The organism is Actinokineospora terrae (genome assembly GCF_900111175.1).
In the GTDB taxonomy this organism is placed as follows: domain Bacteria; phylum Actinomycetota; class Actinomycetes; order Mycobacteriales; family Pseudonocardiaceae; genus Actinokineospora; species Actinokineospora terrae.
Map to the genome: position 1 here is coordinate 355059 of NZ_FOGI01000008.1, position 14075 is coordinate 369133.

The window sequence follows — 14075 nt, forward strand, 5'->3', positions numbered from 1 at the left end:
GCCCGACAGCCCCGCGTTCGCCCGACAGCACAGCGCTCCCCTGCCCCAGCCTGCCGCAGGCGATCCCCGCCCCCGGCCTGCCCCGATCCCCCGTCGAACGACCTGCCCCCAGCACGTCCACGGCTGCCCACAACCGCCGTCTCGCGCGCCCGCGAGGACCCTCGCCCAGCCCCCACCCACTCCGGGGGGCGTCCCAGTGCCAGTCTACCGGCGGCCACCGACAGGCGATCTTGGAACGGGCCGTCGAAGATCCACATGTGGACAACTTCTGTCGCTGAGCCGAGTGAATGTCGCGCCAGGAATCGCCACGTCGGGCCCCAGCAGGTAACCCACATCGGCGACCAGAAGACAAAGCCGCCCAAAACCCGGCAACCAGCCCCGTCACCACAACTGTCCACAAAGGAAAGGGCCGCACCCGGGAACACCCGGATGCGGCCCCAACCTCAGGAATCCCTCAGTCCTCACCCAGATAAGCCGCCCGCACGCGCTCGTCGGCCAGGAGCTCATGCCCCGGACCCTCCAGCGTCGTGCGGCCCAGGTCGACCACATACCCGCGGTCGGACAGCGCCAACGCCGCCAGGGCGTTCTGCTCGACCAGCAGGATGGTGGTGCCCGCGGCCTGCAGTTCCTTGATGGTGTCGAAGATCCGCTGGGTCATGATCGGCGAGAGGCCCATGGAGGGCTCGTCGAGCATGAGCAGGCGGGGGCGCGACATCATGGCGCGGCCGATGGCGAGCATCTGCTGCTCGCCGCCGGAGAACAGGCCCGCTTTGAGGGTGCGGCGCTGGCCGAGCACCGGGAACAGGTCGTACACCCGCTGCATGTCCGCCGCGACACCGGAGTCCTTGCGGACGTAGGCGCCGAGTTGCAGGTTCTCCTCGACCGTCATCCGGCCGAAGAGCCTGCGGCCCTCGGGGCAGTGCGCGACGCCGCGTTCCAGGATGGTGTGCGCGGCCAGGTCGGCGATCGGCTTGCCCTCCAGCAGGATGGTGCCGGACTTGGGCCGCAGCAGACCCGAGATGGTGCGCAGCGTCGTGGTCTTGCCCGCGCCGTTGCTGCCGATGAGGCTGACGATCTGGCCCTCGCCGACGGCGAACGACACGTCCCGGACGGCCTCGATGGCGCCGTAGGCGACGCTGAGGTTCTGCACCTCCAGCAGTGCGGTCACCGCTTGCCTCCCTCGTGGCCGTCCTGGTCGCGGACCGGCTGGATGACCTGGGTCGCCTCCGGGCCGCCGTGCGCGACCTCCTCGGCGTACTGGCGGACCTCGGCCTCGACCTCGTCCGGTGGCTTGCCCAGGTACGCCTCGATGACCCTGGGGTCGGCGCGCACCACCTCCGGCGTGCCCTCGACCAGCAGCTGGCCCTGCACGAGCACGGAGACGTGGTCGCACAGCGAGAAGATGAACTTCGTGTCGTGCTCGATGACGACCACCGCGACGCCGGTCTCGCGGATCGCGAAGATCAGCTGCCGGGTCGCCTCGGTCTCCTGCGGGTTCATGCCCGCGGTGGGCTCGTCGAGCAGCAGCACCTTCGGGTCGGTGGCCAGCGCGCGGGCGATCTCGAGCCTGCGCTGGTCGCCGTAGGGCAGGTTGCGGGCCAGTTCGTCGTGCGCCTTGCCGAGCCCGACGAACTCCAGCAGCTCCAGTGCGCGGTCGCGCGCGTCCCGCTCACCCCGCTGGTAGGCCGGGCCGTGGAACAGCGAGGCCAGCGGGCCCTGCTTCATCCGCGCGTGCCGCCCGACCAGGACGTTCTCCAGCGAGGTCATGCTGGGGAAGAGCCGGATGTTCTGGAAGGTGCGGGCGACACCGGCCACGGTCACCGCGGCCGGGTCGGTCGGCAGGACCTTGCCGCGCAGCTGCACGTTGCCCGTGGTGGGCGAGTACAGGCCGGTGAGGCAGTTGAAGAAGGTCGTCTTGCCCGCGCCGTTGGGCCCGATGAGCCCGAGGATCTGGCCCTCCTGCAGGCGCAGGCTGACGTTGGACAGCGCGGTGAGGCCACCGAAGACCATCGACACGCTGTTGGCGGCGAGCACCGGGGGCGCGCTCATCGGGTCACCGCCTTCTCGTCACCGGGGGTGTCGTGCACGTTGAGCTCCTCGATCGGCACCCCGTCGGCGCCCTCGTCGGCGAGTTCGGCCCTGCGGTGCCGGTCGGGCACCAGGCCCTGCGGCCGGAAGCGCATGATCAGCACCAGCGCCAGGCCGAACAGCATGAGCCGGTAGTCGGAGAACTCGCGCAGCTTCTCCGGCAGCACCAGCAGCAGCGCGGCACCGAGCACGGCGCCCGGGATGGAGCCCATGCCGCCGAGGATGACCGCGGCGAGCAGCGTCACCGACTCGATGAACTGGAAGCTGTCGTAGGCCACTGTGGACGTCTTGTGCGCGAACACCGCGCCCGCCAGGCCCGCCAGCGTCGCGCCGATCAGGAAGGCGAGGATCTTCGCCTGCCCGGTCTTGATGCCCATGGCCCGCGCCGCGTCCTCGTCCTCGCGGATGGCGATCCAGGCACGGCCGATGCGCGAGTTCTTGAGGTTCGCGAACACCACCATGACCAGGGCCACCAGCACGATGATCAGCACGTAGTAGAGAACGCCGGAAGGCAGCTCTACGGAGCCGATGGTCAGCGGCTTGTCGAAGGACTGGCCGAACCAGTTGATCGGCGGAACGTTGGGGATGGCGTTGGCGCCACCGGTGAGGTCGCCGATGTTGTTCTGCGCGGCCTTCTTGAAGATCTCACCGAAGGCGAGGGTAACGATGGCCAGGTAGTCACCGCGCACCCGCAGCGTCGGTGAACCGACGACCGCGCCGAAGATGCCTGCCACGACCGCGGCGATGATCGCCGCCACCACGAACGGCAGCTCGATGTCGAACGCGGCGGCAGCGGCACCGGAGAAGTTCGCCGCGACGAACGCGCCGATGCCCAGGAACGCCACGTACCCCAGGTCGAGCAGACCGGCGAGGCCGACGACGATGTTGAGGCCGATGGCGGTCGCGGCGTACACGCCGATGTTGGCCGCCGTGGTCATCCAGTAGTCGGTGCCCGCCTCGGTGAACGGCAACCCGAGCGCCACCAGCAGCAGCACCACGACGCTGAACCACTTGTGCTGGTCCGAGAGCGCGGAGATCCAGGTGGTGAGGCCGATCGCCTGCAGCGCACCGAGGACACCGGCCAGGAAGGCGAGCAGGGACAGGAAGATCGGGCCCGCGTACGGGTTGCCGACACCGCCCTGACCGCCGGCGTTGAGCATCATCGCGACGACGAGCAGGAGCACGACGAAGGAGATGACCAGCACCGCGTAGGCGACGAGCCTGGGGACCGCGGACTTCCAGTGCGGCACCGGTTCCAGCACGCCACCGGTCTTGGCGGCGAACAGCAGCAGCAGGCCCGCGACGAGGGTCGCGATGCCGCCGAAGGCGAAGTTCTCGCCGTCGGAGGTGATCGCGCCGAGACCGCCGCCGTCGATCACCGGGAAGAGGATGTTCACCAGCGCGATGCCGATCGCGCCGAGGCCGAGGGCGCGCAGCACCCTGCGCCGCGGCAGCGGGAGGAACAGCACGACGATGGCGAGGACGCCCAGCACCAGCGTGTGCAGGCGGAACCCGCTCAGCGCGAAGGGGGCGTCGAAGAACTGCAGGGTCGCCTTGTCCGGGTAGGGACCGTCGTTGAGGCGGAAGGTCACCCACGGCAGCAGGGCGCCGACGACGGCGATGACACCACCGGTCAGGCCCAGTGGGCGGTCCAGCGCCGGGCGCGTGGCCAGGAAGGCGGACGCCGCGCGCCAGCCGAGGCGCAGCACGTACACCACGCCGATGACGACCGCGATGGCGAGCAGGACCTGGCCGAGCCAGATCCAGCCGTCCGGGTACTCGATCCACTCTTTCACGCGCGCACCCTTTCCGGCTCACCGAACAGGCCCTGCGGCCGGAAGACGAGCACCACGATCAGCAGGACGAAGATCCACACCAGGTCGTACTGCGTCCCACCGGGGAAGTACTGCCCGGAGAGGGTCTTGATCAGGCCGATGGCGAAACCGCCGATGACGGCGCCCTTGATGCTGCCGACACCGCCGAGCACGGCCGCGGTGAAGGCGAAGATGCCGTAGAGGAAGCCGACCTCGGTGTCGACGTTGGTGATGTGGATGCCGTAGAGCACACCCGCGATGCCCGCCAGCGCGCCACCGATGGTGAAGGTGAGCACGATCGTGCGGTTGGGGTTGACCCCCATCAGCCGGGCGGTGTCCGGGTCCTGGGCGGTCGCGCGCATCGCGCGGCCCATCCGGGAACGGGTGATGTAGGTCTGCAGGATGATGGCGCCGACGATGGAGACCACGATCATCAGGATCGCCGTCGAGCCGATGTTCACCGTGCCGTCGAAGAACTCGAACCGGAACTGGTGGTCGACGAAGGCGCGGGGGAAGGGGACGGGGGCGGTCGCGCCGGGGTAGCCGAGGCGGACGACCTCCTTGAGGATGACCGAGACGCCGAGCGCCGTGATCAACGGTGCCAGGCGGGGTGCGTTGCGCAGGGGCCGGTAGGCGAAGCGCTCCATGACCACCGCGAGGACCACGGCGACCACGGCACCCCCGATGGCCATCAACGGCAGTGCCAGCCACCAGTCGCTGCGCCAGCTCGGCGGGAGGAAGTACCGGTACGTGGCGAGCGAGGCGAACCCGCCAACCATGAAGACCTCGCCGTGCGCGAAGTTGATCAACTGGATGATGCCGTACACCATCGTGTAGCCGAGTGCGATGAGCGCGATCAAGCCACCCAGCACCAGGCCGTTAATGAGCTGCTGTAGCAGCGTGGCCACGTCTACCTCCAAGAGCGGCGGGGGCGGGCTGGTGGGCCCGCCCCCGCCACGTGCGGTTGGACAAGAAGTTCCGGCTCAGCCGCCGAAGGTGCCGGTCTCGTCAGCCACCCACTTGCCGCCGGAGACCTTGTAGACGGTCAGCAGCTTGTTGGTGCTGTCGCCGTACTCGTCGAACTTGACCTCGCCGGTCGCGCCCTCCGCGGAGTACGACTGGACGTTCTTGATCACGTCGGCCCGCTTGGCCTCGGACCACTCGCCGCCGCCGGTCAGCGTCTTCGACAGCGCGCCGATGATGGCGTTGGTGGCGTCGTAGGAGAACGCGCCGTACGCGCTGAAGTCGTCCTTGTAGGCCTTGGCCTTGTACGCGGACACGAACGCCTTGGCGGTGTCGAGGGTGTCGGTGGGGGCGCCGACCGAGGTCGCCAGGTCACCCTCCTTGCCGCCGAGCTCGATGTACTTGCCGTCGTAGATGCCGTCGCCGCCCATCACGGGGATGTTGAGGCCCGCGTCCTTGAGCTGCTTGGACAGCGGACCGGCCTGCGGGTACTCACCGCCGTAGTAGACCGCGTCCGGCTTCGAGCCGCTGATGGTGCCGATGACACCGCTGAAGTCGGTGTCCTTCTCGCCGACCTTGGCGGTGGCCACGATGGTGGCGCCGTCCTTCTCGGCCTGCTTCTTGAACTCCGCGGCCAGACCCTCGCCGTAGGTCTTGCCGTCGGTGATGATGGCGATGGACTTCTTGCCCGCCTTGCCGACCAGGTACTTGGCCGCGAACGGGCCCTGCAGGTCGTCGGTGGCGCAGACGCGGAAGTAGTTCTCGAACTGGCGCTTGGGCGCGGTGCCGTACTCGGCGCCGCGGGTCAGCGAGGGGTTCGTGTTGGCGGGCGACACCTGGACGATGTTCTTGCCCTTGAGGATCGGCTGCACGCTCTGCGCGACCGACGAGTTCAGCGTGCCGACGACGCCGACGACGTTCGCGTTGGAGGACAGGCGGGTCGCCGCCTGGGCGCCGACCTGGGCGGTCGCCTGGTCGTCCTCGGTCTGCACCTCGAGCTTGTAGCCCGGCGTAGCGCACTTCTCGTTGGCCTGTGCGGCCGCGAGCTGCGCGGAGTTCCGGATGCCGAGACCGAGCGCGGACAGGCCACCTGACTGCGGCGCGATGACGCCGATGACCAGGGTGCCCTTGCTCTGGTCGCAACTCTGGTTGTTACCCCCGCCGGAGCCCGACTCGGTCTTGTTCGTGCCACAGGCTGCGAGCAACAACGCGCCAGCGACCAGCACCGCGGCCTTCACCGTCTGGTTTCGCACGTGATGTCCCTTCTCCGCTTTCGTCCGGACAATGCGTGTAAGCATGCCGAACCTCGCCCTCATACCTGTTGGAGGGTTGCGCCGGAAAGTAGTGACCGAATGCGACGTAGTCACGCACCTGGGCTCCTCGTGACCAGACTGCAACGAAAGTATGGGGCCGTGTCCGCACTCCGGACATCCGGGCATGAACAGCGCGACCATGACCCGGTCTCAACTTCACAACAACGCGTCACACGCTGTCACCGGCGGACCTAGGGTGCGGGGCGTGCGACTGCGAAACCGGGTCCTGGCCTGGGGTTCCGCCGTGCTCGCGATCGGTGCGGCCGTGGTGCTGCTGCGGGCACCGGTCGAGCCTCCGAAGCCTGGACCAGCGCCGATGCCGTCGCCGGAACGAGTTAGCCGCTTCGCCGCCGATGACGTGGTGCTACCGGAAGCCGGGGCAGTACCGGACACTCCGCGTGACGTCCGGGTCCGCGCGGCGCCGGGGCGACTGCTGGTGTCGTGGGCGGAAGCGGCCAGGGCCACGGGATACGAGGTCCGGTGGAGCGGCGCGGACCAGTCACCCGGTACCCGACTGGTGGCGACCGCGGACACGCAGCTGGACGGGCTCGTCGACGGCCGGGAATACCGGATCGAGGTACGCGCCGTCGACGCGTTCGGCCAGGTTTCGGGGCCCGTGCTGGCAAAGGGGAATCCCGGACCGGGTGACACTTCCTGGCGCGACGGCCTGACCGGCCTCGTCGACGATTTCCCGGACGATTCGAGCCTGCGCGCGGACACGGTCGGGTCACTCTGGCACCTGTCCGGTTACCGCGGGTGCGTCGACCTGGGCGCACGTGCCGTTGGCGAGGTAGGGCTACCGATCGACCTCGGTTGTGGCGCGGATGAGGCGGTCTTGCGCGCGCGTGCGCCGATGGTCCTCGACGAGTCCACACCGGACGGCGACCTCGGCCGGGTCGCGGTGGTGACCGACGCGGCGGGCCCCGGTGGGCGGCTGACGCTGGACCTCGTGCCAGGGCCCGCGGACCGGGTGGGATCCGTGGACGGCGCGGGGTCGTTGCCGCTGGGGACGGTGCGGGCCGTTGTGGACGACACGGGCGCGCGGGTCGGTTCGCGTGGGGAGTTCGTAGCGGCTCCTGGGCCGCGCGGGGCCGGGGCGTTGCACTTGTACGAGGTCAGGGTGACTACGACCGGGGTGACGCTGTCGCAGGACGGCAGGGTTATCGCGTCGTCGCCGGTGGTGCCGTCGTGGCGTTCGGCATGGTTGTTGGTGGGTGTGCGGGGGCCGGAGGGGCGGCGGGCGCGGGTACATGTGGCGTCGGCGGGGTTCACGGGGGTGGCGTCGCCGGTTCCGCAGGTAGTGGAGACGCCGGTCAACCTGGCTACCCGGCAGGTGTTGGACCCGTCAGCAACGGCTCCCTCAGCGGGCATCTTGCGCCGTCCATTGGCTACAGCACTGTCTGCCCGTCTTGTGGTGACCATGGTGGTGTCGCCGGGGATGGACGTCGGCGCTAGCTGGATCCAACTGGGCACGGCGATACTGCCTGCGCGTCCGGTAGCGCCACCGCCGCCTGAGCCTGGGTCAGTGGTGACCGTGATCGCCGACGTGCCGCAGTCTCTATTGGGAGGCAACGGCTCCGACTCGTTGTCGCCTCTAGTCGTACGCGCACCTGGAGCCGGTCAGGGCGCGCTAGTGCAAGAGAGCTACCTCGAACTGGTCCCCGGCCCCATCGCGTCAGTCCGAACAACGACTCAACCCGCCCGCACAAACCGCCAACGCCCGACCGTCGACGCGCTACCAACGGCGACTCTTACCCTGGGCGACTCCACCGGCCGTCCGCTGACAACGCCTTCCATACCCGCACAGGGAAGGCTGGTCATCACAGTGGCCCTCACCGGCACCGCCGCCCAATGGGACACCGGCAGCTTGGAGGGCGTCCAAGGCTTCCAGCTATGGGTAGACGGCCGAATGACAGCCAGCCTGCCTACGTCATCCCACACCGGAGCACCCGCAGGCCGCTACGCGATCCCGGTAGCCCTAACAGGCCGCGCGGTGGGCGAGCACACAGTAGAAGTAAGAGTCATCGGCACCAACGGCACCCGCGGCTCGACCCTGACCCAATTCACCACCACGTGAGCTACGTGATGTTGTCGACCACGGCCTCGGCGACGGCCTTCATGGTGGTCCGCCGGTCCATGGCGGTGCGCTGGATCCAGCGGAACGCCTCGGGCTCGGACAGGCCCTGCTTGTTCATCAGCAGCCCCTTGGCCCGCTCGATGACCTTCCGGGTCTCCAGCCGCTCGGTCAGCCCCGCGACCTCGTTCTCCAGCGCCTGCACCTCGGCGAACCGGCTCACCGCCAGCTCGATCGCGGGCACCAGGTCGTGCTTGGCGAACGGCTTCACCAGGTACGCCATCGCCCCCGCGTCGCGCGCCCGCTCCACCAGCTCCCGCTGCGAGAACGCGGTCAACATCACCACCGGCGCGATCCGCTCCCCCGCGATCATCGTCGCCGCCTCGATCCCATCCATCCGCGGCATCTTGACGTCGAGGATCACCAGATCGGGCCGAAGCTCCCCCGCCAACCGGACAGCCTCTTCCCCATCCCCCGCCTCCCCGGCGACCTCGTACCCCTCTTCCCGCAACATCTCGACCAGGTCAAGCCGAATCAACGCCTCGTCCTCAGCCACCAACACCCGCCGCGGGGCAGGCCGGGCCTCGGCAGCCAGATCGCTCACCGTGGTCCTCCTCCACTTAACCAGGAAAGACAGAGCCTGAACCATACCGCCAGGTAGCCCCCCACCCCCTCCCCACCACGCGTGATCGCGCTGACACCCACCCCCCACCCCCCACACCCCCATCCCGTAGAGTCACCCCCCGACGCCCCCGTAGCCCAACCGGCAGAGGCAGCGGACTCAAAATCCGTCCAGTGTGCGTTCGAATCGCACCGGGGGCACTCCCATGAGCTCACGCAACAGGCCCTGACCAGCGCGAACGCTGGCAGGGCCTGTTGCATGCCTGTCCGACCGTGTCCGGCCGTGAAGGGTCGTTCACGGGTGTCTGTGCCGAATGCGTGCCGAGATCGGCACGGGTCAGTCGACCTTGAACGCATTGGTCAACCGCTTGCGGGCGACGTCCTCCTGTCCGGCCAGGCACTTGGCGTAGATCTTGAACAGCACCTCAAGGGAGTGCCCTGCCCACTCGGCGACCTGCTGGGGCGGGATACCGGCAGCGAGGTAGGTGGAAACCGCGGCATGGCGCAGGTCGTAGGCCCGACGAGCAAGAGGTGACGCGTATTCCTCGTCCGAGAGGACTTCCTTGCGGACCTTGCGCCAAACCCGGCTGTAGGTGGACTCCGACATCAGCCCTGTGCCGCGATGGCCTCGGAAGAAGTACCCGTCGGGGTCTAGACCGAACAGGCGGATGTGGTCGCGTAGCAGCACCGCCAGCTGCGGCGGGCAGGGGGCGCTGCGGCTATCGCCCTTCTCCCTGTGCTTGAGCTGCCGCCGGTCGCGGCGGGTGCCGGTCTCACTCCACGCCGCACCGGTTTCGGGCGCGGACTCCGACAACACCAGTTCCCCGCCATCCTCCTTCACTCCTTCCGGGAGCTGCCATACCTGGCGGGCCTCATCCCATGTGGCCTTGGGGATCGACACGTCCGCGATGTTGAGGTTGACCGCTTCCCCGGGCCGTGCGGCGGCGAAGTACATCGTGGCGAAGAACGCCACCAACCGCCCGCCGCTGGGCTTCTGCCGACGTACAGCTTCAAGGAGCTTGGCGGCCTGGCTTGGGTTGGCAACGACCCGCTTGTCGATCGCTTTTGCTGGCTTCGGGACTTTCAGCTTGAGTCCTGGGATCGGGTTGGCCGGAAGAAGCTCCTTCTCGACCGCGTATTCCATGGCGTTGTACAGCACAGCACGCTTACGCCTGATTGTGGCTGGCGCCGCCCGCTTGCCGTCCAGCTTCTTCGAAATCTGGGCCATCATCGCCCGCAGGTGAGCCGCGTCTCCCAGTGACGCGACCGGTCGCGTGTTGGCTGCGATCCACTCCAAGGCGGAGGTAACGTCGTCAGGGGCTTGACTGTCACGACGGCCGCAGTTGAACGCCCACCCATTGAGTGCTCGCCGGATCGTCTTGTCGTCCGGTCTGGATCGAGCGTCTTCGATCATCGCGACGGTGGCGTTGGCGAGTGTCTCGGCGACACCTTTTCGCGAGTTACCGGCGGACTCGTCCCACTTCATGTCGACGTACCGACACGCGAACGCATACCAACTCATGCTGACGACTTCCTTGCGCGTCATCGACACGGGCAGGCCGGTAATGACGTTGAACGCCTCACCCTGCTTCGCGGCGGTCACCAACTGAGACCGGAAGCTCTCTGCGAGGGTGGAAGTCTTGAACGACTCCTTGCACCGCTTCGTGGCCACCTTCCATCGGACGGTGTAGGTGGTCGTGGTCTTTCCCTTCCACACTTCTGTCGTCCATATCCGAACTTTGAAAGTGGTGTCGGTCATCAGGCGGCTTCTTCCAGGGAGTCCAGCCAGGCGTCGTAGTCGGCCGCACGAATTCGGATCTCCCCATTGGGGAGCTTCAGGCAACGCGGCGCGCGCCCCTTCGCGCGCCACTCGTAGAAGGTCGACCGGGAGATGTCGAGGTCATCGCAGACCTGAGCGATGGTCAGACGTCGCCTGGGTGAAGCCATGTCAGACACCTCCGGTGAAGTGGCCAGCGTGGTTGTCGATCAGCCCTGGAGTCTCGTGGACGTCAGAACTCGATCCAGCAGCCGAATCAAGCTGCTCCATGACGCCTAGGTAGCGTGCCCAGGCGTCGGCCAATCCGACTTGGGTTACCTGGGTGCCGGTGGGGAAGGTGACGTAGCCTTTTGCGTTGGTGCTGTTGTGTTTGAACGTCATGGGGGCGACGTGGTACAGGCTGAGTTCCCTGGCAAGCCGCTGTGCGTCGATGGGCTTGCCGCCCACGTCTGACCACGGCCCGTCCTCGATCGCGCGAAGGCGTGCCACGATTTCGGCGCTATGCATCCGGTCGGTGCCTGCTTCGGTGAACAGTGCGCGGAGGTCTCCGAGCAGGCGGACACCGAGTGATGGGGTTGTGTTTTTGTCGAACACGAAGTGCGTGCACGCCGCCCGCGCGGTCATGGGCCAGTGCCCGCCTGCTTCGTCCGCGATAGCCAGGAGCGGTTCCCAGATCTCGGCGGGTCGGTCGTCGACACCGGGTGGCATCTCGGGTTCGGTGCCTACCAGTCGTTCCCCGGCGCTGATGGCCCAGGTGCTCAGCGCTTCCCGGAGGGGTTCGGCTTGGCGGATGATCTTTGCTTCGCGGTAGGCCTCGACCTTTTCGTCGTGGCGACGGCGGCGCAGGTGGATCGTGATGGCGCGGGTGGTGATGGTGTCGGGCATTCGTCCGGCGAGCCCGGCCAGGGCGGTCGGGGCGAAGATCGGTAGGCGCTCCACAGTGAACCCGCTGGCTGGGTCGCCTTTGGTCTTGGGGATGGTGGCAGTCCGCTTGTATCCGAGGTTGAGCATCTGCCGCACCTCTTCGTTGCCAGCGCCGTTGGCCCCGAACACGGTGTCGACCTCGTCCATCAGAATCGTGATAGGCCCGGCCGCGACCATCCGAACGAGGGCGGCGGCCGACCCACCCGCGGTCATCTCCGGTTGCCTGGTGAGGTGTTGGGCGATCTCCAGGACACGCGTCTTACCCGAACCCGGCTCGGGAGAGGAAAGGATGAGCCGCGGGGTGATGTAGAAGGCGTCGATCACCCAGGTGTGGGCGTACCACAACGCCAGCATCGGCGCGCAGTGCTCGTTCGGGAACGCGGAGAACCGCGCTACGAAGTCACGCACCTGGTCCAGGACAACATGTCCGGGTACCGGTGGTGTCGTGGGCACGACGCGAAGCGCTGCGGTCATGACACTGTCTCCGGCTTGTTCAGGGTGCTCATGCGACGTCCCGTTGGTTGTTGACTCCGAGGACGAGTCGTCCGATGTGTTCGGCGATGGCGGGGATGACGGCGTTGCCGAGTGCGGTGACGCGGGCAGCGTCCAGTCCTGGGGGAAGCCCATCTGCCACTCGGTCAGTCAGCGACAGGACGTTCACGCTGCCTCTCCCGTCTGCTCGATGTCGGGCCAGCTGGCGCCTGCGGACTCTTCGGGGGTGAGGTACTCGCGACCCCACCGTTGCCATTGGGCTGGGGTGACCCAGGTCCAGATGCGGGCGTGGGTGTGGCCGTGGGCGATGGCGTTGGGGTCGGTGTTGGTGGCGGTGTCGGTGGTGGGCAGGTAGCAGCGGGTCGCGGCGCAGTGGTGATCGAGGGGGTAGCGCATGCGGCGGCTTGCGCTGCGGGTGGTGAGCCAGTCGCGGTAGAAGAACCAGCGGCCGTGACGGGGGCCGTCACGGAGGGCGACTAGGTCGCTGCGAGGGTTGGCGTAGACGCTCATGCCGCGTCGCGCCGGGTGTCGCGGTGGTCGTGGCGTGCCCAGGACGCGGTGGCTCGGGCGCGGATGGTCTGGGGTGTGGCGGGCTGGGTGCACCGTTCGCAGACCCGCTGGGGGTGGACAACGGTGGCAGTCCGGCATTGTTCGCAGGGGTGGGTGGCGCGAAGCCGGACGAGAGTGGCGTGGTCGGGGTGCCACCAACCGCCGAATCCGCGGCTGCCGTGCAACTCGGACACGCTGTCCCGCAGACGTTGCGCGGCGGCCTGATCAACTAGTTCCATCTCTCGGCGCAGCCGGGCGCTGATCGCCGCGGGAGTGGACTCATCTATGTAGGCCACCGCCGCGATCAGTGCCCCGTGCAGCTTTCGCGGGTCGTGGTCGTCCAACGCGCCCCACTCCGGCGTGCCCGCCAGCGGGACGGGACCACGGGGTGCGCGGTTGGCAAGAACGCGACCAGCCCAGGAGCGCACCGCTGCCGGGCTGGGGCGGTGAGTGGCCAGGTAGGCGCGGATGGCAGCGGGATCGGACGGGCTGAGCCACGGCATTCGGGACATGGGTGTCTCCTGTGGGCGGGAGAGCGAGACGGGTGGGGTCCCGTGCCGCGCGGTGGGCGGCACCACGCGGCACGGGGGTTGTGGGTGGTCAGTCGGTGTGGTGGGCGATGTGGATGACGGCGGCGGTGGCGTTGTCGCGGTCACCGAGGGGGAGCGGGACGATCGGCCGGATGTGGCTGGCGCCTGTGGTCACGGCGATCCACATGGCTTCCTCGTACTGGTCGTGGGCGAGGCGGTCACCGGGTTCCACGGCTTTGGTGACGAGGGCGTCGGCGAGGGCTTGGGGGTCGTCGTGGTGGCGGTTGATCAGGCCGTTCATGTGGCCTGGTCCGAGGACTTTGTGGATGCCGTCGGTGGTGAGCAGGATCAGCCGCGGGGTGGTGTCGCGGACGGTGGTCCAGGCGACGGTGGAGACGGTGGCGTACTTGAGTCCGTTGAGGACGTAGTCACCGAGGACGTCGACGATGTCGTCGAGCTTGCGGCGGTCGTCGTCGGTGAGGGCGGGGTTGGTGCGCATGTGGTCGATCTGGGCACCGGCGGTCTGGTCGGCGGTCCACCGTGTGAGGTGTCCGGGGCTGGCCCAGGTCCAGACGGCGGCGTCGCCGACGTGGGCGATCTCGATGCGGCCGCCGGGTTCGATGCTGGCCACGGCGGCGACGGCGTTGGGCGCGTCGGGGTGCTCGGGCATGGTGTCGGCGGCGGCCATGATCGCGGCCTGTGCGCCGCGGTGGGATCCGACTGTGGCGGCGACGTCGGCGGCCAGGCGGGCGGCGGCGCAGACCTGGGGGGTGGAGCCGATGCCGTCGACCACGGCGGCACAGGTCCCGAGTTGGTTGGTGATCGCGGTGGCGGCGTCGGCGTTGGCCGTGCGGTCACCGACGCGGGTGGCGGTGGCGACGGTGATCTGGGGCGTGCTCACAGGTTCTCTCCCGGTGCGGGCGTGGGGTT

At 68.4% G+C, this 14075-nt stretch carries 14 protein-coding genes and 1 tRNA gene; 2 read left to right on the forward strand and 13 right to left on the reverse strand.

Going from position 1 to position 14075, the window contains the following annotated elements:
- Window positions 1-454 precede the first annotated feature (454 nt).
- The 5 genes from BMY07_RS20405 to BMY07_RS20425 form a co-directional block, all read right to left on the reverse strand.
- Window positions 455-1168: an ABC transporter ATP-binding protein gene (locus tag BMY07_RS20405; protein ID WP_092780781.1), complete on the reverse strand. Its 714-nt coding sequence runs from the start codon at window positions 1166-1168 to the stop codon at window positions 455-457.
- The gene (locus tag BMY07_RS20410) at window positions 1165-2049 is read right to left on the reverse strand and encodes an ABC transporter ATP-binding protein (RefSeq protein WP_092780784.1); all 885 of its coding nucleotides are present in this window, start codon (window positions 2047-2049) and stop codon (window positions 1165-1167) included. Before BMY07_RS20410 ends, BMY07_RS20405 begins: the two co-directional genes overlap by 4 nt.
- Entirely contained in the window at window positions 2046-3884 is a 1839-nt protein-coding gene (locus BMY07_RS20415) for a branched-chain amino acid ABC transporter permease (RefSeq protein WP_092780787.1), read from the reverse strand. The genes BMY07_RS20410 and BMY07_RS20415 overlap by 4 nt, the downstream gene beginning before the upstream one ends.
- The gene (locus BMY07_RS20420; RefSeq protein WP_092780791.1) at window positions 3881-4810 is read right to left on the reverse strand and encodes a branched-chain amino acid ABC transporter permease; all 930 of its coding nucleotides are present in this window, start codon (window positions 4808-4810) and stop codon (window positions 3881-3883) included. The genes BMY07_RS20415 and BMY07_RS20420 overlap by 4 nt, the downstream gene beginning before the upstream one ends.
- Window positions 4811-4885: 75 nt before the next feature.
- Window positions 4886-6118: a branched-chain amino acid ABC transporter substrate-binding protein gene (locus BMY07_RS20425; RefSeq protein ID WP_092780795.1), complete on the reverse strand. Its 1233-nt coding sequence runs from the start codon at window positions 6116-6118 to the stop codon at window positions 4886-4888.
- Between the two features lie 265 nt (window positions 6119-6383).
- Here BMY07_RS20425 and BMY07_RS20430 point away from each other — a divergent pair, with 265 nt between their 5' ends.
- Window positions 6384-8255 (forward strand): fibronectin type III domain-containing protein, encoded by a 1872-nt coding sequence (locus BMY07_RS20430; protein WP_143073560.1) that lies wholly within the window; start codon window positions 6384-6386, stop codon window positions 8253-8255.
- Between the two features lies 1 nt (window position 8256).
- Here BMY07_RS20430 and BMY07_RS20435 read toward each other — a convergent pair whose 3' ends face one another.
- Complete coding sequence (locus BMY07_RS20435; RefSeq protein WP_177215666.1) at window positions 8257-8856, reverse strand: ANTAR domain-containing response regulator; 600 nt, start codon at window positions 8854-8856, stop codon at window positions 8257-8259.
- A 144-nt stretch (window positions 8857-9000) separates the two neighbouring features.
- Between BMY07_RS20435 and BMY07_RS20440 the strand changes: the two genes are divergently transcribed.
- Window positions 9001-9074 (forward strand) — tRNA-Leu (locus BMY07_RS20440).
- Window positions 9075-9210: 136 nt separating this feature from the next.
- On the opposite strand, the gene BMY07_RS20445 is transcribed toward BMY07_RS20440, so the two are convergent.
- The 7 genes from BMY07_RS20445 to BMY07_RS20470 all read right to left on the reverse strand — a co-directional run bounded on the left by BMY07_RS20445 (window position 9211) and on the right by BMY07_RS20470 (window position 14046).
- The gene (locus BMY07_RS20445; protein ID WP_092780804.1) at window positions 9211-10632 is read right to left on the reverse strand and encodes a tyrosine-type recombinase/integrase; all 1422 of its coding nucleotides are present in this window, start codon (window positions 10630-10632) and stop codon (window positions 9211-9213) included.
- Window positions 10632-10820 carry a helix-turn-helix transcriptional regulator gene (locus tag BMY07_RS20450; protein ID WP_092780807.1) on the reverse strand — a complete coding sequence of 63 codons (189 nt, stop codon included), beginning with the start codon at window positions 10818-10820 and terminating at the stop codon, window positions 10632-10634. Before BMY07_RS20450 ends, BMY07_RS20445 begins: the two co-directional genes overlap by 1 nt.
- A 1-nt stretch (window position 10821) precedes the next feature.
- Window positions 10822-11928: a DUF3631 domain-containing protein gene (locus BMY07_RS20455; RefSeq protein ID WP_245782516.1), complete on the reverse strand. Its 1107-nt coding sequence runs from the start codon at window positions 11926-11928 to the stop codon at window positions 10822-10824.
- Between the two features lie 148 nt (window positions 11929-12076).
- Window positions 12077-12235: a hypothetical protein gene (locus BMY07_RS33775; RefSeq protein WP_218150697.1), complete on the reverse strand. Its 159-nt coding sequence runs from the start codon at window positions 12233-12235 to the stop codon at window positions 12077-12079.
- Window positions 12232-12576: a hypothetical protein gene (locus BMY07_RS20460; protein ID WP_092780813.1), complete on the reverse strand. Its 345-nt coding sequence runs from the start codon at window positions 12574-12576 to the stop codon at window positions 12232-12234. The genes BMY07_RS33775 and BMY07_RS20460 overlap by 4 nt, the downstream gene beginning before the upstream one ends.
- Window positions 12573-13127 (reverse strand): DUF2742 domain-containing protein, encoded by a 555-nt coding sequence (locus BMY07_RS20465; protein ID WP_143073561.1) that lies wholly within the window; start codon window positions 13125-13127, stop codon window positions 12573-12575. Before BMY07_RS20465 ends, BMY07_RS20460 begins: the two co-directional genes overlap by 4 nt.
- A gap of 88 nt (window positions 13128-13215) precedes the next feature.
- Entirely contained in the window at window positions 13216-14046 is an 831-nt protein-coding gene (locus BMY07_RS20470) for a PP2C family serine/threonine-protein phosphatase (protein ID WP_092780819.1), read from the reverse strand.
- Window positions 14047-14075 lie beyond the last annotated feature (29 nt).